This window comes from Micromonospora sp. SH-82 (assembly GCF_051132485.1).
Classification (GTDB): Bacteria; Actinomycetota; Actinomycetes; order Mycobacteriales; family Micromonosporaceae; genus Micromonospora.
On the sequence record NZ_CP148049.1, the window covers coordinates 2,379,162 to 2,397,712 of the forward strand.

The 18,551-nt window shown below is 67.1% G+C and carries 12 protein-coding genes and 2 pseudogenes; 11 read left to right on the forward strand and 3 right to left on the reverse strand.

All coding sequences use genetic code 11. From position 1 onward, the window contains the following. Positions 1–284: 284 nt before the first annotated feature. The 7 genes and pseudogenes from WHN02_RS11035 (at position 285) to WHN02_RS11065 (ending at position 12,893) form a co-directional block, all read left to right on the forward strand. The gene (locus WHN02_RS11035; protein WP_434743240.1) at positions 285–8,054 is read left to right on the forward strand and encodes a ricin-type beta-trefoil lectin domain protein; all 7,770 of its coding nucleotides are present in this window, start codon (positions 285–287) and stop codon (positions 8,052–8,054) included. Positions 8,055–8,568: 514 nt separating this feature from the next. Further along, positions 8,569–9,219, forward strand: a pseudogene (locus WHN02_RS11040) (polymorphic toxin-type HINT domain-containing protein); the annotation flags it as partial. 114 nt (positions 9,220–9,333) lie between these two features. Further along, positions 9,334–9,528 carry a toxin C-terminal domain-containing protein gene (locus WHN02_RS11045; RefSeq protein WP_434743908.1) on the forward strand — a complete coding sequence of 65 codons (195 nt, stop codon included), beginning with the start codon at positions 9,334–9,336 and terminating at the stop codon, positions 9,526–9,528. Between the two features lie 109 nt (positions 9,529–9,637). Beyond that, positions 9,638–10,042 carry a hypothetical protein gene (locus WHN02_RS11050; RefSeq protein ID WP_434743909.1) on the forward strand — a complete coding sequence of 135 codons (405 nt, stop codon included), beginning with the start codon at positions 9,638–9,640 and terminating at the stop codon, positions 10,040–10,042. A 695-nt stretch (positions 10,043–10,737) separates the two neighbouring features. Continuing rightward, a pseudogene (locus WHN02_RS11055) lies at positions 10,738–11,268 on the forward strand (polymorphic toxin-type HINT domain-containing protein); the annotation flags it as partial. A 379-nt stretch (positions 11,269–11,647) separates the two neighbouring features. Continuing rightward, positions 11,648–12,469, forward strand: a complete 822-nt coding sequence (locus tag WHN02_RS11060) for a hypothetical protein (protein WP_434743241.1) — start codon at positions 11,648–11,650, stop codon at positions 12,467–12,469. A 115-nt stretch (positions 12,470–12,584) separates the two neighbouring features. Further along, a complete protein-coding gene (locus tag WHN02_RS11065; protein WP_434743242.1) occupies positions 12,585–12,893 on the forward strand; it encodes a transposase family protein in 309 nt (102 codons plus the stop codon). Positions 12,894–12,991: 98 nt separating this feature from the next. On the opposite strand, the gene WHN02_RS11070 is transcribed toward WHN02_RS11065, so the two are convergent. Further along, positions 12,992–13,189, reverse strand: a complete 198-nt coding sequence (locus WHN02_RS11070) for a DUF397 domain-containing protein (RefSeq protein WP_434743243.1) — start codon at positions 13,187–13,189, stop codon at positions 12,992–12,994. Further along, positions 13,186–14,055: a helix-turn-helix domain-containing protein gene (locus WHN02_RS11075; protein ID WP_434743244.1), complete on the reverse strand. Its 870-nt coding sequence runs from the start codon at positions 14,053–14,055 to the stop codon at positions 13,186–13,188. The genes WHN02_RS11070 and WHN02_RS11075 overlap by 4 nt, the downstream gene beginning before the upstream one ends. Before the next feature lie 165 nt (positions 14,056–14,220). Here WHN02_RS11075 and WHN02_RS11080 point away from each other — a divergent pair, with 165 nt between their 5' ends. Beyond that, the gene (locus WHN02_RS11080; RefSeq protein WP_434743245.1) at positions 14,221–14,577 is read left to right on the forward strand and encodes a hypothetical protein; all 357 of its coding nucleotides are present in this window, start codon (positions 14,221–14,223) and stop codon (positions 14,575–14,577) included. A 168-nt stretch (positions 14,578–14,745) separates the two neighbouring features. Here the strand turns inward: WHN02_RS11080 and WHN02_RS11085 are convergent, their stop codons facing one another. Further along, the gene (locus WHN02_RS11085; protein ID WP_434743246.1) at positions 14,746–15,093 is read right to left on the reverse strand and encodes a hypothetical protein; all 348 of its coding nucleotides are present in this window, start codon (positions 15,091–15,093) and stop codon (positions 14,746–14,748) included. 231 nt (positions 15,094–15,324) lie between these two features. Here WHN02_RS11085 and WHN02_RS11090 point away from each other — a divergent pair, with 231 nt between their 5' ends. The 3 genes from WHN02_RS11090 to WHN02_RS11100 all read left to right on the forward strand — a co-directional run bounded on the left by WHN02_RS11090 (position 15,325) and on the right by WHN02_RS11100 (position 18,543). Next, positions 15,325–15,984 carry a Uma2 family endonuclease gene (locus WHN02_RS11090; RefSeq protein WP_434743247.1) on the forward strand — a complete coding sequence of 220 codons (660 nt, stop codon included), beginning with the start codon at positions 15,325–15,327 and terminating at the stop codon, positions 15,982–15,984. A gap of 97 nt (positions 15,985–16,081) precedes the next feature. Continuing rightward, the gene (dxr, locus tag WHN02_RS11095) at positions 16,082–17,293 is read left to right on the forward strand and encodes a 1-deoxy-D-xylulose-5-phosphate reductoisomerase (RefSeq protein ID WP_350895477.1); all 1,212 of its coding nucleotides are present in this window, start codon (positions 16,082–16,084) and stop codon (positions 17,291–17,293) included. Next, on the forward strand, positions 17,293–18,543 hold the full coding sequence (locus tag WHN02_RS11100; protein WP_434743248.1) for a M50 family metallopeptidase: 1,251 nt from the start codon (positions 17,293–17,295) through the stop codon (positions 18,541–18,543). The genes dxr and WHN02_RS11100 overlap by 1 nt, the downstream gene beginning before the upstream one ends. Positions 18,544–18,551 lie beyond the last annotated feature (8 nt).

An 18,551-nucleotide genomic window follows, 5' to 3' on the forward strand; every position in this document is an offset into this window, starting at 1 on the left:
CGATGGTTACGCCGCGAGATCGATCTTATGCACCTTTTGCGGTACGTGATCTAAGGGCTGAATCAGTATTAGTCCACTGTGGTGGACAGTTCCGGTGTGTGGGCATGGGTGAGTGTTCGCCGGTGACGTAGATCACCGCCGATCGTCGGCGGCTACCGAAAGCGATCTTGAGTTACCGGGCGTGGTGGTCGACAGTGCTCGGACGCACGCCGTGTTTGACGTGCGCCGTCACGGCTCTCGCCGTGGCTCTTCCTCCGTCTTCGCGCCTGGGTGGGAGTCGACGTATGCCTGGAATCGGTTTGCTGCCCCGACGGCGGCCCGGCCGACCCGACCCGGCGACTGCGGGCCGCCTCCCGCGGTCCCGTACCCGGACCACCATCGCCCTGGCGCTCTCCTCCACCCTCCTGGTCACCCTCGTCCCCGCCGAGGCGTGGGCGGTCCCGGGACCGGGGATGAGCCGGACGGGGATGCCGGTCGAGCTGCCGGAGATCCCGACGATGGTCCACGTCGACCGGGACATCGACGCCGTCTCCGAGCTGACCACCGGAGCCGAGGTCCCGGCGGTCCCGTACGAGCCGCAGGCCGTCGACCCCTGGCAGGAGGGCACCGGCACCGTCGACCTCACCGCCGCTGCCCCCGGGGTCCCCCTGCCGGTGGAGGACCTCCCGGTGGCGCTCGGCGTACCGGAGGGGGGTGACCCGGCCGACCTGGCCGGCACCTGGACCGTCGACCTGGCCGCGCCGGAGGCCTCCCAGGCCGCCGGGGTCGCCGGTCTGATCATGAAGGTCACGCCCCCGGCCACCGCCGACCCGGCCGCCGAGGTGGCGCTCAGCGTCGACTACACCCCCTTCGCCGACCTGTACGGCCCCCAGGCCGCTGACCGGTTCGGTCTGATGCTGCTTCCCGACTGCGTCTTCGACGACCCCGACGGCGGGGACTGCGCCACCGACGAGGGCGGGGCGGCCCCGCTGCGGGTGGCCCCCTTCTCGGCACCCGGTCAGGACGCCGAAGCGGTCGTCACCAGCGAGGTGGAGTTGGTCGCAGCCGACGAGGCACCCACCGCCGCCGAGGACGACGAGCCGGTCCGCCGGATCGTCAACGGCAGTGTCTCGGTGGCCGCCCTGCTCGCCGGCCAGGACGCCCCCGCCGGGGCCGCCGCCCGCGCCGCGTCTCCCACCGCCGCCGGAGTCGTCGGCGTCCTCGACACCGGGGCCTCGGCGGCCGGTGACTTCACCGCCACCCCGCTGCTCTCCTCGGGGTCCTGGGCGGCCGGTGCCTCCTCCGGCGCGTTCACCTACGGCTACCAGGTCCAGGTCCCGGAGGCGACCGGCGGCCTCCAGCCGAAGATCAACCTCGGGTACTCCTCCCAGTCCGTGGACGGTCGGACCTCGGCCACCAACAACCAGGCGTCCTGGATCGGCGACGGCTGGGACTACAGCGCCGGGTCGATCACCCGCAGCTACGCCAACTGCGCCCAGGACTCGAAGAAGGCCGGGGCCAACAACGCCACCCACCGCACCGGCGACTTCTGCTGGGGCTCGAACAACGCCACCCTCTCCCTCGGCGGGTCCACCACCGAGCTGGTCTGGGACGCCGACGAGGCGACCTGGTTCACCGCGAACGGCGACGGGTCCCGGGTGGAACTGGTCAAGGACACAAGCAAGGCCAACGGGGACGCCGACGGCGAATACTGGATCGTCACCACCCGGGACGGGACCCGGCACCACTTCGGCCTGCACCGGCTGCCCGGGTGGTCCACCGGGGACCCGGTCACCAACTCCGTCCTCACCGTCCCCGTCTACGGCAACCACGCCGGGGAGCCCTGCTACCAGGCCGGCAACTGGGGGGCCTCGGTCTGCACCCAGGGTTGGCGGTGGTCGCTGGACTACGTCGAGGACGTCCACGGCAACGCGATGAGCCTGTGGTGGACCAAGGAGACCAACCACTACGCCCGCAACTTCAACTTCAAGGACCCCGTCCGGTACGACCGAGGCGGCTACCTGACCCGTATCGACTACGGTCAGCGGCGCAGCACTCTCTTCTCCGCCCCGCCGGTGTCCCAGGTGACCTTCTCCGTCGCCGAGCGCTGCTTCGCCGAGGGGAGCCTCACCTGCACCGAGGCGAACTTCACCAGCAAGGAACCCGCCAGGTACCGGATCTGGTACGACACCCCGGCGGACCTGCGTTGCACGGGCGGGCAGAAGTGCTGGAACGCCTCCCCGTCCTTCTTCACCCGCAAGCGCCTCGACAAGATCACCACCTGGACGCAGCGGCAGCCCGGCAGCACCGCCCGGCAGGTCGTCGACGAGTACCAGCTCAAGCAGTCCTTCCCGATCCTGCAGACCGGCACCAACACCGCCCTCTGGCTGGAGTCGGTGACCCGGACCGGCTACGGCCGGGCCGGTGGCACCGACCGGGTCAGCCTCAACCCGGTCCGGTTCGAGTCCAACGTCGAGGACATGCCGAACCGGGTCCGCAACGACCACCGCCCCGGGTTCTCCCGGCTGCGCATCGCCCGGGTCATCAACGAGTACGGCGGGGAGACCGTCGTCACCTACCGGCAGCCCACCGGCGCCTGTGCGACCGGTGCGGGCCTGCCCGGAAAGACCGACACCACGGCCCTGAGATCGAACACCCGGCTCTGCTATCCCGCGTTCTGGCACCCCGACCCGGCCGCCGAGGAGATCGACTGGTTCCACAAGTACGTCGTGGAGAGCGTCGAGGAGCTGCCCGTCATCGACGGCCCGGCGGTCAACACCATCACCAGGTACGCCTACGACACCCCCGGGTGGAAGCTCGCCGAGCAGGAGTTCACCAAGAAGTCCACCCGGACCTACTCCCAGTTCGCCGGGTTCGCCCAGGTCACCGTCCTGACCGGCAACGACGACGACAGCGACGGCAGTCGGCGTACGAAGTCCGTCGCCAGGTACTTCCGGGGGATGGGTGACACGGTCTCCGTCCCGGACGTCACCGGGACCGAGATCGCCAAGGACCGGGAGGCCTTCGCCGGGCGGATCGCCGAGGAGTTGACCTACAGCAGCGCCGAGCACGCCGACTCGAACTGGCTGACCCGCAGCGTCACCTACCCGGAGGCCCTGGAACTGGGCCGACGCGACCGGGACGACGGGCTCACCCCGCTGCGGGCCTGGCGGGTCACCGAACCCCGGACCCGGTCGTTCACCAGGTCCTCCGGCACCGGGGACGACACCCGTACCCTGCGGACAGTCGAGTCGAGGACCACCTACGAGACGACGTACGGTCTGCCGACGTCGATCGAGTCCCTCGGGGACACCGGGCGCACCGGGGACGAGTCCTGCACGTCGGTGCAGTACGTGCACCGTACCGACAAGCACCTCATCGGGTTGACCCGGCAGCTGCGGACCAGCCCGACCACCTGCGCCGCCGCCACCTTCGACGACCTGGGCACGCTCGCCTCGGCCAGCCGGATCGGCTACGACGGCGCCGCGTACGGCACCGCACTGGCAGTCGACGCCCGGGGACTGGTCACCCAGACCTGGTCGCTCAACGGCGCCGGGACCGGCTACCAGTCCGACGGCACCGTCACCTTCGACGCCCACGCCCGGGTCACCGGCCGCACCGACCCCGACGGCAAGACCTCGACCACCACGTACACCCCCGACACCGGCCAGGCCTTCCAGGTCCGGGAGAGCAACTCCCTGCAACACCGGCAGATCCAGGAGATCGACCCGGGGCGGGACGTGGTCCTGCGCAGCACCGACCTCAACGACCTGGTCAGCGAGGCCCGGTACGACGCCCTCGGCCGCCTCGTCCAGGCGTGGGGACCCGGCCGGAGCACCACCGCCACCCCCGACTTCGCCGCCGAGTACGTCGTCGAGACCGGAAAACCGTCGTACGTCCTGACCAGGCTGCGGGGACACGACAACCGGATCGACACCTCGGTCACCATCTACGACGGCCTGGGCCGGGAACGGCAGACCCAGGAGGGGGCCGTCGGCGGGGGTCGCCTGATCACCGACATCTTCCACAACGCCTCCGGCGAGGTGTGGCGGACCCAGAACGCCTACTACGCCGACGGTGCTCCGAACGGGACGCTCTTCACCCCGGCGGCCACCGACGAGGCCCCCGCCGCGGTGCCGAACGCGACCCACTACGCCTACGACGGGCTCGGTCGGGTCGTCGAGGAGATGCCGATCCACCACGGCGTCGAGGTGCCCCTGCGGGCCACCCGGTACAGCTACGGGGCCGACCACTCCACCGTGATCAACCCGACCGGGGCGCCCTCGTACCGGCTGTACACCGATGCCCTGGGCCGGACCGCCCGGGTCGACACCTTCACCAACTCGGCGCGTACCGCGTTCACCTCGATGCGATACGAGTACGACGACCGGGGGCAGCTCGCCAAGGCCACCCACTCCGCCGACCCGTCCCGCCCCTGGACCTGGGCGTACGACAGGCGGGGCCGGCTGGCCAGCGCCACCGACCCGGACACCGGCACCACCACCGTCGGGTACGACCACCGCGACCGGCAGGTGACCTCCACCAACGCCCGGGGGATCACCGTCTGGAACGGGTACGACGAGCTGTCCCGCCCGACCCAGCAGCGGCTGGGCGGCAGCACCGGAACCCTCCTCGGCCAGTACACCTACGACACCGCCACCCGGGGCAAGGGGCTCCCGGCCACCGCGACCCGGTTCACCGACGGACTGCCGTACACCCAGTCGATCGGCGGGTACACCGACGACTACCAGCCGACCTCGACCACCCTGACCCTCCCCACCGCGATCGCCACCGCCTGGGGGCTGGCCCCCACCTACCGGTACGACTACACCTACACCGACACCGGTCTGCCCGAATCGGTCACCCTCCCGGCCGTCGGCGCCCTGCCCAGCGAGAAGATGCTGGTCCGGTACACCGCCGACGGGCTGCCCCTGTCGGTGTCCGGCAAGGACTGGTACGGCTCGGAGACCGTCTACTCCCCGTACGGCCAGGTGCTGCGCTCCACCCTCGGGGCCCAGCCGTCCCGGGTGTGGACGACGGCCTCGTACGACGACGCCAGCGGTGCCCTCACCGACCAGCAGGTCTACCGCGAGCAGAAGGGACACACCGCCCGGGTCGCCGGGAACCTGGTGTCCCACCGCTCCTACGGCTACGACAACGCCGGGAACGTCAACTCGATCCGGGAACGGGCGATCGGGATCCAGGAACGGCAGTGCTTCAGGTACGACGCCGTCGGCCAGCTCACCACCGCCTGGACCTCGAACAACCTGACGTCGTGCATCGCCGGTGCGGCGGGTCCGGACGGTGTCCCGAACGTGGCTGCCGGTCCGGACGGGACCGGATACTGGCACCAGTACTCCTACGACCTGCTCGGCAACCGGACCCGGTTGGTGGAGAAGGACATCACCGGGGACACCGCGAAGGACGCGACCTCCACCTACACCTACGGTCGGGTCGACGGCGGGCAGCCGCGCACCCTGACCCGGGTCACGAAGGAGTACACCACCCCGGCCGGCGCGGAGATCACCGCTGTCGCCCAGCGCCTGTACGAGGCGACGGGGGAGACCAGGTCCGTCGCGTCGGTGGAGAACGGCGACGAGCAGACCCTGACGTGGACCCACGACGGTCAGGTCGAGCGGATCACCGGGCAGGGCAGCAAGGGCCGGTCCCCGTACGTCGGGGTGGCGGGTAAGTGCCTGGACCTGACCGGTGGGCAGGCGGTGGCCGGGCAGCCGATCCAACTGTGGTCGTGCAACGGCACCCCCGCCCAGCGGTGGACGTTCGCCCCCGCCCCGGGCCAGTCCGACGGTGACGTCGGCTCGGTGACCGTCTACGACGACTGGTGCCTCCAGCCTGCCGGCAGCGCCGCCGGTTCGGCGGTCCAGTTGCAGAAGTGCGACGGTGGGGCCGGTCAGCGGTGGGAACGGTCCTCGACCGGTCAGTTGACGCATGTCGGTTCGGGTCTGTGTCTGGCGGTGCAGGGGACGGCCACCGCCGACGGGACCCCGACGGTCCTCGCCGCGTGTGCGGGTGGGGCGGCGTCGCAGCGGTGGGAGGCGCAGTACGACACCCGGCACATCTACGGCCCCGACGGCAGCCGACTGTTGACCGTCCAGGGGCGGCAGGCCACCCTCGACCTGGGCGAGGCCCAGGTGACGGTCCAGTCGGGTGGGACGTGGGTCAGCACCCACCGTTCGTACGCGGCCCCCGGTGGGAGTGTCCTGCGGTACGCCCACGGGGCGGGCGAGTCCCAGTTGGCGGCGATCGCCGGGGACCATCAGGGCTCCCCCTATGCCGAGGTGGCCCTCGACGGGTCGGCGATGACGCCGAGGATCCGGAAGCAGGATCCGTTCGGCAACGCCCGGGGCACCGGGTACCTGGCGTCGAACACCGAGACCCGGACCGGGTTCCTCGGTGCCGTCCACGACGACGCGTCCGGCTACACCCCGTTGGGTGCCCGCCTGTACGACCCGGCGGTGGGCCGGTTCCTCTCCGCCGACCCGGTCCTCGACCTGGCGGACCCGTTGCAGTCCAACGGGTACGCGTACGCCCACAACAACCCGGTCACCCACTCCGACCCGTCGGGTCTGTCCATCTCCCTGGACGCGTCGGAGCGCGAGGCGGCTCTGAAGGGTGCGGGCACCTCATCTGCCGGTGTCGCCCAGGCCAACGCCACGATGGCCAAGAGCATCATGGACGTTGTTCTCTCCGTGGCCTGGAATGTTCTGGGCGAGTTTATCGGCCTCCACGCTGCGATGGGCTGCTTCGGCGGCAGTGTCTGGGCCTGCGTCGACCTCGTCACCAACCTCATCCCGATGAAGAGGGTCTACCAGACGGGGAAGGTCATCGCTGCGGTTCACCGCACCTTCCGAGCCGTTCAAAGCCTGCTCCAGGCCAAACGCATAGCAGCGAACACCCTCCGGGCCGCCAGAGCTGCCGAGGCTACTGCTCTGGCGGCGAAGAAGGCGGCGATCGAGCGGGCGAAGCGGGCGGCCCAGGCGGCGAAGAAGAAGGCCGCAGCGAAGGTCAACACCACCAGCAACCGGGCGGTGAACCAGGCCAAGAAGACCGGTAACCCGGTTCAGAAGCAGGCTCAGGCCAGGTCGAACCCGAAGGCCTCATCGGCCACTTCCACCAGCGGCGGGAAGTCTGGAGGCGGTGGTAAGGCCTCTGGAGGCGGTGGTAAGTCGACTTCCAAGCCGGGAGGTAACTCCGGGGGCGGTAGTCGTTCCCACGGTGGTTCCAGTGGTGGTGGTGGGAGCGGTAAGGCCGCCGGGGGTTCCTGTCAGAACCCGAACAACAGCTTCATCCCCGGCACTCCCGTGCTCATGGCGGACGGCAGCACCAGGCCGATCGAGGAGGTGGAGCCCGGTGATCGGGTGATCGCCACCGATCCGGAGTCCGGGCGTGCCGAGGTGGAGACGGTCACGGCCGCGATCACCGGCGACGGCGTCAAGCATTTGGTCACCATCACCGTCGACACCGACGGCGACCAAAGCACCGAGACCGCTGACGTCACTGCCACCGACGGGCATCCCTTCTGGGTCGTCGACCTCGGCGAGTGGGTCGACGCCACCGACCTCAACCCCGGCCAGTGGCTGCGCACCAGCGCCGGCACCCACGTCCAGATCACCGCCATCACCCGCCACACCCAGCGGGCCACCGTCCACAACCTCACCACCGCCAACACCCACACCTACCATGTAGAAGCTGGCCTCACAGCCGTGCTGGTCCACAACTGCGGCTGGGAGACCTATGGAAACAACAGTGCGGACGCGCATTACGACAAGCACGTCCTCGGCATGGATGACGACGGCAATTTCACTCGAAGACCGGACATGCCAGAGTACGACGATGAAAACGGCGGATTCGAGAGATTTGTAGCTGATTCGAAGGCTCTCATGTGCTCGGATGCTTGTCCGGTAGGTGTGAAGGAAGGTGCCCGAACCGACGGTACTTTGGTCAGGTACGATCCCAGAACCGGACAGGTGGGTATGCGGAGGAACGGAAAGATAGTCACCTTCTTCCGTCCCGACGACCCTGCCGTCTATTTCGAGAAGGAGCTAGCGCGGTGACGCATGGCGACGACGCATTTCGTGCTGCCTTTTCTGCCTTCGTTAGGGCCTCGGGACGGTGGCGGGACACGGAGCCCGAGACCCTCCTGGCTCGTTGGGTCAATTTTGTTGACGCTTGCGAGCGGGGGTATCGGGGTGATTCTCAGGACTACTTCAACGACCTGACATCGCGAGACTCCTTGGAGCGGGCGATGAACGCGGCGGAGCTGCAGGGATTTGCTGAACTTCCGGCGTTTCGCGCAAGGGTCGAAGACGTGGACGCCAAGTTTCGTCCCCTACTGCTCCCAGACGCGTTTTCTCGAATCGACGAGCGATCCTGGTGGGCGCGCGGTGTCGTGCGACACGGCGGTAGACGTTTGGCCGAGGATTTACGTCACCAATATCGAGTTCTCATCACAGAGGTCGCCTGAATCGCTCGCCTACGTCAGACTTCTTCCAAACCTGCGCCCCCTGCAGAGAAGGCACGTTGCCATTCTTTGTCCCACACGCGAAATGTTCGAATAATGAATGACCTCAGGCCAAGTTGAACCCGAAGGCTTCATCGGCTGCGTCCGGAGGCGGTGGGAAGTCTGGAGGCGGTGGTAGGGCCTCTGGAGGCGGTGGTAAGTCGACTTCCAAGCCGGGTGGTACCTCCGGGGGCGGTAGTCGTTCCCACGGTGGTTCCAGTGGTGGTGGTGGGAGCGGTAAGGCCGCCGGGGGTTCCTGTCAGAACCCGAACAACAGCTTCATCCCCGGCACCCCGGTGCTCATGGCGGACGGCAGCACCAGGCCGATCGAGGAGGTGGAGCCCGGTGATCGGGTGATCGCCACCGATCCGGAGTCCGGGCGTGCCGAGGTGGAGACGGTCACGGCCGCGATCACCGGCGACGGCGTCAAGCATTTGGTCACCATCACCGTCGACACCGACGGCGACCAAAGCACCGAGACCGCTGACGTCACTGCCACCGACGGGCATCCCTTCTGGGTCGTCGACCTCGGCGAGTGGGTCGACGCCACCGACCTCAACCCCGGACAGTGGCTGCGCACCAGCGCCGGCACCCACGTCCAGATCACCGCCATCACCCGCCACACCCAGCGGGCCACCGTCCACAACCTCACCACCGCCAACACCCACACCTACCACGCACTCGCCGGCAACGAACCGATCCTCGTACATAACATTGGTGGTTCGTGTGGAGTCGGGTTTCCGGATGATCCTTATGACCCGGCGGCCGTTGCTGAACGTAGCGCCGCGAACCGGGCGCTGTATGCTCCTAGCGACGCAGATCGAGCTGCTGAATTGGGATACCGAACTCGAATTCCTTCCCAGAAAGCCCACTTCGACTCTCATAGGCAAGAGGTTTTCACGGACGGAAAAAACTTTATCACGCGAGATGTTGATGGCCACAATGTGACGGATGGTTGGAAAATGTTCAATCGGAGAGGTAAAAGAATCGGAACTTATGACAGCGATCTCAACTATGTGAAGGAGTGAAATGTTTGCGATTGACGTGGAGTCGTTAGGGTCTGGCCTCGGGGTGGACGAGGGTGGTGTGTGTGCGATTGGTCGAATCACAATCGATGACTACTCGGAGGCGTTCGAAATGCCACTCGAATTCTGGGGAATACCTGATTACCTGCGTAGTTGGTGCAGGGCTTTTGTTGCCTTAGGGGAGAGCTCGTCCTCGACGTCTTGCCTGATGACCTCCATGTCGAATCCAGAAACCGCGAACTATTTAAGTTGCTGGCCGCTGTATCGAGACAGCGAGACTGTTTACGTTCAGAACTCAATTTTATTCCTGGACGAGGTTCGGGGTGCCTTCGATCCCAGTCAGCCATGGAGTTCGATCTCCCCGCGCGAGACCGTGGATGACGATGGGAATGTCTTATCTGAGTGGAGAACCTCTATGAATTCAATGAGGGAATTCTTTGATGCTCGCTGCTCGCAACGAGGATCCGAAGGCAGTCAATATTCGGAACTGCTTTGGCGATCGTCACGGCTTGGTTGACGGGCCGGACTTGCTGGCGGAGCGGGGCCTATGTTGCGTGGGTGCGGGCCGAAACGGCATGGCGCGTGGGGTTCATTTGATTGCTTGCAGAGCTATGCATCGTGACCCCGCAGGCTATGGTCCCAGCACTTCTGGCCAAAAGTTGGCTCGTCGCTTCCCGCATTGCCTGATGAGCAGGTGCTGACGAGCACGATACTCGCAGACTGCTTGTTGCCACACATTAGACGGTTTGGCTTCGTGGCGCAGGCGGGAGTTTGTTTCATGCCTTTTTCGCTAGCCCGGTCCGGGCGAACTAATCCGTAACGGGTTCCCTGGGCTCTTCCTGATTTCTGTCCCTCAAGGTCCTAGCCGATTGGACTAGCAGCTTGACTTGTGTGGGGGCTAGGAAGCTGGCGGCGGCAACCAGTTGACCAATCTCTGTGGTGGCGGGGTACGGCTCTTTCGCAGCCCTTCCAGAATTTATCGGCAAGTCCGCAATGACAAGTAGATCATTGATATTCAGCCGGAGAGAAGGCGCGATGTCTCGAAGGATCTGGGGCGTCGGTTGAAGCTTGCCTGTAAGCAGTTGATTGATGGTCGACTCGGCGCGCCCAGAGGCTCGGCTGGCGATTCTTGCTGATAGTTGGCGGTTCTGCATAAGCCCTCGAAGAACCCTAGCGAAGTAGGCGCTCATTGCCGAATTCTATACCGGTTGAGCGGCCACCGGCGTCCCAGCCGGAAGCGCAGTCGAGGCGCGAGGTTGGGCGCCAGAAGGCCACGGCAATGCACGTCGAGCTTCATCCCCGGCATTCCCGTGCTCATGGCGGACGGCAGCACCAAGCCGATCGAGGAGGTGGAGCCCGGTGATCGGGTGGTCGCCACCGACCCGGAGACCGGGCGTACCGAGGTGGAGACGGTCACCGCCGCGATCACCGGCGACGGCGTCAAGCACCTGGTCACCATCACCGTCGACACCGACGGCGACCAAAGCACCGAGACGGCCGACGTCACTGCCACCGACGGGCACCCCTTCTGGGTCGTCGACCTCGGCGAGTGGGTCGACGCCACCGACCTCAACCCCGGTCAGCGGCTGCGCACCAGCGCCGGCACCCACGTCCAGATCACCGCCATCACCCGCCACACCCAGCGGGCCACCGTCCACAACCTCACCACCGCCAACACCCACACCTACCACGCACTCGCCGGCAACGAACCGATCCTCGTACACAACTGCGGTTCAGGCGATTCCGATGACCTAATCCACATCTCTCGCGCCGCGCAGAGGGGGAACGGAGCCGATGAGCTTACTAGCGGGCTTAACTCTGCTCGGTATGCGGGCGACAATGGTTACGCCTATGTCGGGACTGAGGACGTGGTGCAGAAGTATGCCGATTATTCAGTCGGCACGCACGAGGACTGCTATACCAAGTTCATGTTCAAGCGTTCAGAGTTCGAGAAATACTTTGGCAAAGGTCTTTTATGCGAAGGTGGCCCTGGATTGGAATGGGAAATACCCCCATGATAAATTGACCTCTTCAATCGACTGACTCAAAGCAGGGAAAAGCTGTGGGCGCCGTGGTAGAAGGCAGAGACATCCATGATCTCCCCTTGTCGCAGTGGAGGGAGGTGGGCAATGAACTGGTGGGACGCACCGTTGATGTTCGGATCCTGTGCGTTCATGCCTTCGGCGTCGGCGTCGAGCTGACCGTTAATGGCGCCTACGGTCACGTCAATCCCCCTCGCGTCTCGGATGACCGTTTCACGGTCGAAGAAACAGCCAAACATCTTGGTGAAATTTGGAAAGCCGTCGTGCTGGCGGCGGACCCGGGTCGGCAGCCCACTCTGACCCTTCGCCCGTCTGAGATTGCAACCTCGTGGGGCCGAAATCCTATAAGGAGAGATGGTAGAAAGAGGGTATCAGTGCTGAATCCGGTGGATATTTCCGAGTTCCTTGCTCGTGTCGGGGAGCGTCTGCTCGAGTCGAGATCCACGCTGGAAGTCGATGAACCTCTGAAAGATTTTTGCGACTTGATTCGCTCTTCAGGGAGTGAAGGTTTGCTGGAGATTGAGCTCCTCAAGCGAGTGCGAAATGTTCAGAATCTCCATATCCCCGTAGAGGTCGTGCAGTATCTCGCTCACGTTTTTGGTTGGTCTTCGCTTCGTAGCTCCTTGGCCGGGTTGCTTGCAGGCTCGCAGGATGGGCGTGACCTGAGGGAAGTAAGAGTGCTGGAGCTAATCAATGATTCCCTTGACTCAGACTGGGAAGATCGAGACTTTTTCCATCGCTGCGGTAGAAAAAGGGAACTTTCGCCATTCACGTTGTCGCAATTCTGCGGCGTGCTTCCTGATTTTTGTCCCTCAAGGTCCTGCAGTGCCCCGGAGAACTCGATCGCCAGTCATCCCACCGAGACGGCAGGGCTTTTGCGTAGTCGTTTGAGGTGCGTCTGACCTGGCAGTACGTAGGGCCGTGGCCTGTGTGGAGGGTGGGGCGGAACGGGTGTGGCCCGTCGGTGATCATGAAGTTGCTGAGACAGCATGACACCGAGAAGGACCACACCCGCGCATGTCATCATCGCTGATTGACGCGATCCGTCAGCACGCCCTCGCCCTGACCGACTCCCCGACGGGTGGCCGCGAGGCATATGGCCTGCTGGAGGCCCTGGCGCGGGTGCCCGACCCGCGTGACCTGCAGGGTGTCCGGTACCCCCTGGCCAGTGTGCTCGCGGTGGCGGTGTGTGCGGTGATGGCCGGGGCGTGCACGTTCGCCGCGATCGGTGACTGGGTCGAGGTTTGTGCATCAGCCCCGTCTATGCGGGCAGCTCGAAAGGGCGTGAAGGAGTATCTGTCGCCCGGCGGCCGTGCCGGTTCCTGATCGTGAAACCGCTCCCGTGGTCTTGGCTCACGGGAGGGGCAGAGGAGTTCACGTGTCCGGGGAAGCGCGGCGATCGGTGGCGCGCACCCGCCGGACTGTCAGGCGTGTGGGGTCTGGTCGGCCTTGAGGGCCTGGAGGAATCCGGTCCACGCCTGGCCGGGGAAGGCGAGGGTGGGGCCGTTGCGGTCCTTGGAGTCGCGTACGCCGATGGTGTCTTCGGTGAGGCGGACCTCGACGCAGGCGGCGTTGTTGGAGCTGCGGGTGGACTTGAACCAGTCGCGGTGGGGGGTGGTCACGTCATCTCCTCGGCGATCCGCTGGATCAGGGCCAACGACTCGGCCGAGTTTAGCGCTCGTTCCTGGGCCTCGGCGAAGGTGACGACGTAGTCGGCGACCCGGCTGGACTGGTCGATGATGTCGCTGGAGGTGAGGACCTCCTGCCAGACCAGCTCGGGCAGTCGGGGCGAGGGGAACGACAGGATCTGGAACGGTCCGCCGAGCGCCGGGTGTGCTCCGGCGGCGAAGGGCATGACCCGGATGTCGAACTGGTGGGGGCGTTCGGTGAGCAGCGCGGCCAGGTGGTCGAGCTGGGCGCGCATCACCGTCGGGCCGCCGACCTGCTGACGCAGCGCGCCCTCGGCGACGACGGTGGTCAACCGCAGTGGCACCTCGCCCGTCAGCCTGGCTTGGCGGGCCATCCGGGCGCTGATACGCCGGTCGATCTCGGTGAGTCGGACGTAGGTGTTGCCGCCCCGGATTACTGCACGGGCGTACTCCTCGGTCTGCAACAACCCGTGGAGCAGTTCGTTGTCGTAGCTGCGGATTTCTGCCGCGCCGGCCTCGTAGCCGAGGAAGCGGAGGAACTCGGCCGGGAAGAGCTGGGAGTACTGGTGCCACCAGGCCCGCTGCATCGCCGCGACGCGCAGCTCCTCCAGCTCGGCGGCCTCGCTCGGCTCGATCTCGTAGATCTTGACGAGTTGGGCCAGTCGGTCGGCTGGCAGCTTGACCCGACCGGATTCGACCCCGGAGACGTACGCCTGGGTGATCCCGCTCGCCCGCCCGGCGGCGACGGCGGTCAGGCCCAGCTCCTCCCGGCGCTCCCGCAGCCGGATGCCCAGCTCCCAGGCGTGGACGGTGGGCGATGTCAAGGCGGGCTGCGACATCCGGCGCGAACGTGCGGGCTTGGGGCTCATGCCACTCCTCCAACATGGATCGGTCCCGGTGTTGAGAGACGCTACGCGCAAAACACCGAGTCTGCCAGACCCTTGATATAACCATCGGGATGGTCGATGCTGCTGGGAAGCAGTCGCCAGACGATGGAGGTAGTCATGGAGACCGAGGGTCGGTGGGTCTACCAGCAGGGGAAGGTTCCGCACGCGTTCTCGTTGTGTCGGGTGCTGGACGCGGGGACGTTCGAGCAGTCGTACGACCTGCTCGGGGTTGTTCGGGTCACTGTCGATCGGCGGTTTCCGGAGCGGTTGCCCGCCGCCTTGCGGCCGTGGGCGGTGGCCACTCTCACCAGCGGCGGGTACGGCTTCGGCCGGTACTACGCCTCGTACAGCACCCTCGACGAGGACGGTGAGCCGGACAGGGCCATCGCCGACGAGTACGTCGACTGGTCCGGCACCGAGACCCTGGCCCCCACCTCGCAGCCCTCGGACGGTGCGGGCGTCGAGCGGGCCTGAGGGGGCGGTGACGTTCGCGAGGCCGCGGGTCACCCTCAAGGGGGCGGGCCGGGAAGGGCCGGGAAAGCAGGGCGGGGCGGGCCGGAGCCCGGTGAGCAGTGTGCTTGCCGGGCTCCGGTGTGTCGTGCGGGTGGTTCCCGGCCTGGTGTCGGCCGGGGTGGTGGGGGATTACCTGCCCCGGCTCCGGCGTCGTCGCTGGGCGTCCGGGTCCTGCGTCTGGGTCTTGTCCTGGTCGTCGGACTGGCGGATCTCGCCGACGGTCCGTTCTCGCAGGGCGGCGATGTGAGGTCGGGTGAAGCCCGGGGTGGTGCGGGCGGCCTGGATCCCCCGCATCGCCTCCGCGTGCTCGACCGAGTCGTGGTCACCGTGCTCCCGCAAGGTGGCCCGAATCGTGATCAGAGCGTTCTCGTTGGCGACCTTGGCGGCGTCCTCGTCCCGTTGCCTGTCCTGCTGGGCCTGGAACCGGGCCTGATCCGCCTCCCGTTGTGCGTCGACTTCCGGTCGATGTTGGTTCATCCGGGGACCTCCTGGAGGATCGTCGATGCGTTGCGTGCCCGCCCTACGACGGCGGACCCCGGTCGGTTCGATGCGGATTTGACAAAGGATGTGGCGTAGCTCATTGCGCCCATCGGGTCGCCGAGAGTATTGGATCGAAAGTTGACGGACCGTGTGTGCGACGGCGTGCGTCGGGGGCTGCGGTGGCTAGGGTGGGCTGTGCAGGATGTCCCGCTGAGGGGGTGAGCCCGGATGGCCCAGGCAGCGTACGCACCGGAGCCGATGCCGCAGGGCACCGAGGCCCGACGAACCGCCGGAGCGTCGTTCGACGTGCTCCGGTGGCACGACGAGCCGTGGACCGCCCAGCTCGCCCTCGACCTGTTGCCGGAGACCAACGGCCCCAAGGTTGAGGTCCTGAGCGGAAGCGTGATCGTGACACCCCACGCCGGATACGACCACCAGGACGCCGAGCTTGATCTCGCGTACCTGTTGAAGCAGGCGGCCCGCCGGGCCAAGCTGTGGCTCTACGCGGAGGCCAACGTCGTCTCGGGCGATGACCTCTTCATTCCCGACATCGTCGTTCTTCGGGTGCCCGGGGGTGGCCGGACGACCATGGACATCCGGCACGCGGTCCTCCTCGGAGAGGTGGTGTCCCCGGTTAATCGGCGTAAGGACATCGTCGATCGTCCCCGGGAGTACGCCGCAGCCGGTGTTCCCTTCTTCCTCCGGGTGGATCTTCGTAACCGGATTCCCACGATCGCCCTCTACGAGTTGGTCGACGGGGAGTACCGGCCGCAGGCCGCCGCAGCAGCCGGGATGACGTTCGTGATGCGGGAGCCCTTCGAGTTCGCCGTCGACCCGGCCGACCTGCTCGGCGAGGAGGCCCCACCGACCGACGACGAGCCGGAGTAACGTCCAGCAACGGATCGGTGGGCACCGCAGGGGCAGGTCGGGGCGGGTTGGTGAGGCTCCCAGCGAGGGCTCAGACAGGGTGGGACAGAATGAGCCGGTGACGACCCCCCGCGACTGTGTGCTGCTGGGATCCACCGGTTCGATCGGTACCCAGGCCATCGACATCGTGCGAAGCAACCCGGACCGGTTCCGGGTGGTGGCGTTGGGTGCCGGTGGTGGAAACGTCGAGCTGCTCGCCGCCCAGGCCCTGGAGTTGGGGGTCGAGGCGGTCGGGGTGGCGAAGGCGTCCGCCGTGCAGGACCTCCAACTCGCCTTCTACGCCGAGGCGCAACGTCGGGGGTGGGCCACCGGGGACTTCAAGCTCCCGAAGATCGTGGCCGGGCCGGACGCGATGACCGAGCTGGCGCAGTGGCAGTGCGACGTCGTCCTCAACGGGGTCGTCGGATCGTTGGGGCTCCCGCCGACGCTGGCGGCGCTGCGCGCCGGGCGTACCCTCGCCCTGGCCAACAAGGAGTCCCTGGTGGCCGGCGGCCCGCTGGTCAAGGCCGCGGTGACCCGGCCGGGGCAGATCGTGCCCGTCGACTCCGAGCACTCGGCGCTCGCGCAGTGCCTGCGGTCCGGGACCCGGGCGGAGGTACGCCGACTGGTGGTGACCGCCAGCGGCGGGCCGTTCCGGGGGCGGCGGCGCGAGGAGCTGACCGAGGTCACCCCGGAGCAGGCGTTGGCGCACCCCACCTGGAACATGGGGCCGGTCGTGACGATCAACTCGGCGACGATGGTCAACAAGGCGCTGGAGGTGATCGAGGCGCACGAGCTGTTCGACGTGCCGTACGCCGACATCACGGTGACGGTCCACCCCCAGTCGGTGATCCACTCGATGGTGGAGTTCGTCGACGGGTCGACGATCGCGCAGGCCAGCCCCCCGGACATGGGGCTGCCCATCGCCCTGGGACTGGGCTGGCCGGACCGGGTCCCCGGGGCCGCCGGCGCGGTGGACTGGACCACCGCCCACACCTGGGAGTTCGCCCCCCTGGACGACACCGCGTTCCCGGCGGTGGCACTGGCCAAGGCGGCCGGTACGGCGGGGCGGTGCCGACCGGCGATCTACAACGCGGCGAACGAGGAGTGCGTCGCCGCGTTCGTCGCCGGGCGGCTGCCGTTCCTCGGCATCGTCGACACCCTGGAACGGGTCCTGGACGAGGCCCCCGACTATGCCGAACCAGGTACGGTCGAGGACGTGCTCGTCGCTGAGTCGTGGGCGCGTGCCCGCGCGCAGGAGATCATCGTGGCATCTGTGGAAGGAGCTTGATGGCGTACCTGCTCGGGGTGGTGCTCTTCGCCCTGGCCATCCTCATCTCGGTCAGCCTGCACGAGGCCGGTCACCTGATGACCGCCAAGGCCTTCGGGATGAAGGTCACCCGTTATTTCGTGGGCTTCGGCCCCACCATCTGGTCGTTCCGCCGGGGCGAGACCGAGTACGGCCTCAAGGGCATCCCCCTCGGCGGCTTCTGCAAGATCGTCGGAATGACCCCGCAGGACGACGACGTCGAGCCGGGTGACGAGAAGCGCGCGATGTGGCGCTACCCGGTCTGGAAGCGGACGATCGTGATGTCCGCCGGGTCGGCCGCCCACTTCGCCCTCGCCCTGATCGGCATCTGGATCATGGCGATCTCCGCCGGGCTGCCCAACCCGCAGTTCCCCAGCACCGAGGAGCAGATCCGGGCCGAGCCCGCAGTGGTGGCGCTCGCCGAGTGTGTGGTGCCGGAGTTCGCCAACCGGGCCTGCGCGGCTGGGGACCCGGCCAGCCCGGCCGCCACCGCCCAACTGCGCGACGGCGACCGGATCACCTCGCTCAACGGCATCCCGGTCGACGACTACGGCGACCTGCTCGCCGCGATCCGGACCGTCGCCCCCGGCAGCACCGCCCAGATCGGGTACGTCCGCGACGGCCAGGAGGCCACCGCCAGCACCGTGCTCGCCCAGACCCAGCGCCCCCCGCTGGACGACCCGAACGGCACCGTCACCCCGGTCGCCGCCCTCGGCGTGGGCCTGATCCCCAGCACCCCGGTCCGGGTCAGCTACGGTCCGCTCGCCGCGTTCGGGGCCACCGCCGACTTCACCGGCACCATGGCCGTCAACACGTACGAGGCGATGAAGCGGCTGCCGGAGAAGGTCCCGGCGCTGTGGAGCGCGATCACCGGCGGCGAGCGGGACATCGACACCCCGATCAGCGTGGTGGGAGCGAGCCGACTCGGCGGGGAGGCGGTGGCGAACAACGCCTGGATCGTCTTCTTCATGCTCTTCATCTCGCTGAACTTCTTCATCGGCGTGTTCAACCTGCTGCCGCTGCTGCCCCTGGACGGCGGGCACATCGCCATCGCCTGGTTCGAACGGGCCCGGTCGTGGATCTACGCCCGGTTCGGCAAGCCCGACCCGGGTCGGGTCGACTACCTCAAACTCATGCCCCTGACGTACGGGGTGATCCTCATCGGTGGTGCGTTCACCCTGCTGACCATCACCGCCGACGTCATCAACCCCATCACGCTCTTCTCAAGGTGAGTGCCCCA

Coding starts and splice junctions, on each gene's coding strand:
- WHN02_RS11085 (WP_434743246.1), bottom strand. CDS start 15,093: ATGAACCAACATCGACCGGAAGTCGACGCACAACGGGAGGCGGATCAG.
- WHN02_RS11090 (WP_434743247.1), top strand. CDS start 15,325: ATGGCCCAGGCAGCGTACGCACCGGAGCCGATGCCGCAGGGCACCGAG.
- WHN02_RS11100 (WP_434743248.1), top strand. CDS start 17,293: ATGGCGTACCTGCTCGGGGTGGTGCTCTTCGCCCTGGCCATCCTCATC.
- WHN02_RS11050 (WP_434743909.1), top strand. CDS start 9,638: ATGCCACTCGAATTCTGGGGAATACCTGATTACCTGCGTAGTTGGTGC.
- WHN02_RS11065 (WP_434743242.1), top strand. CDS start 12,585: ATGTCATCATCGCTGATTGACGCGATCCGTCAGCACGCCCTCGCCCTG.
- WHN02_RS11035 (WP_434743240.1), top strand. CDS start 285: ATGCCTGGAATCGGTTTGCTGCCCCGACGGCGGCCCGGCCGACCCGAC.
- WHN02_RS11080 (WP_434743245.1), top strand. CDS start 14,221: ATGGAGACCGAGGGTCGGTGGGTCTACCAGCAGGGGAAGGTTCCGCAC.
- WHN02_RS11075 (WP_434743244.1), bottom strand. CDS start 14,055: ATGTCGCAGCCCGCCTTGACATCGCCCACCGTCCACGCCTGGGAGCTG.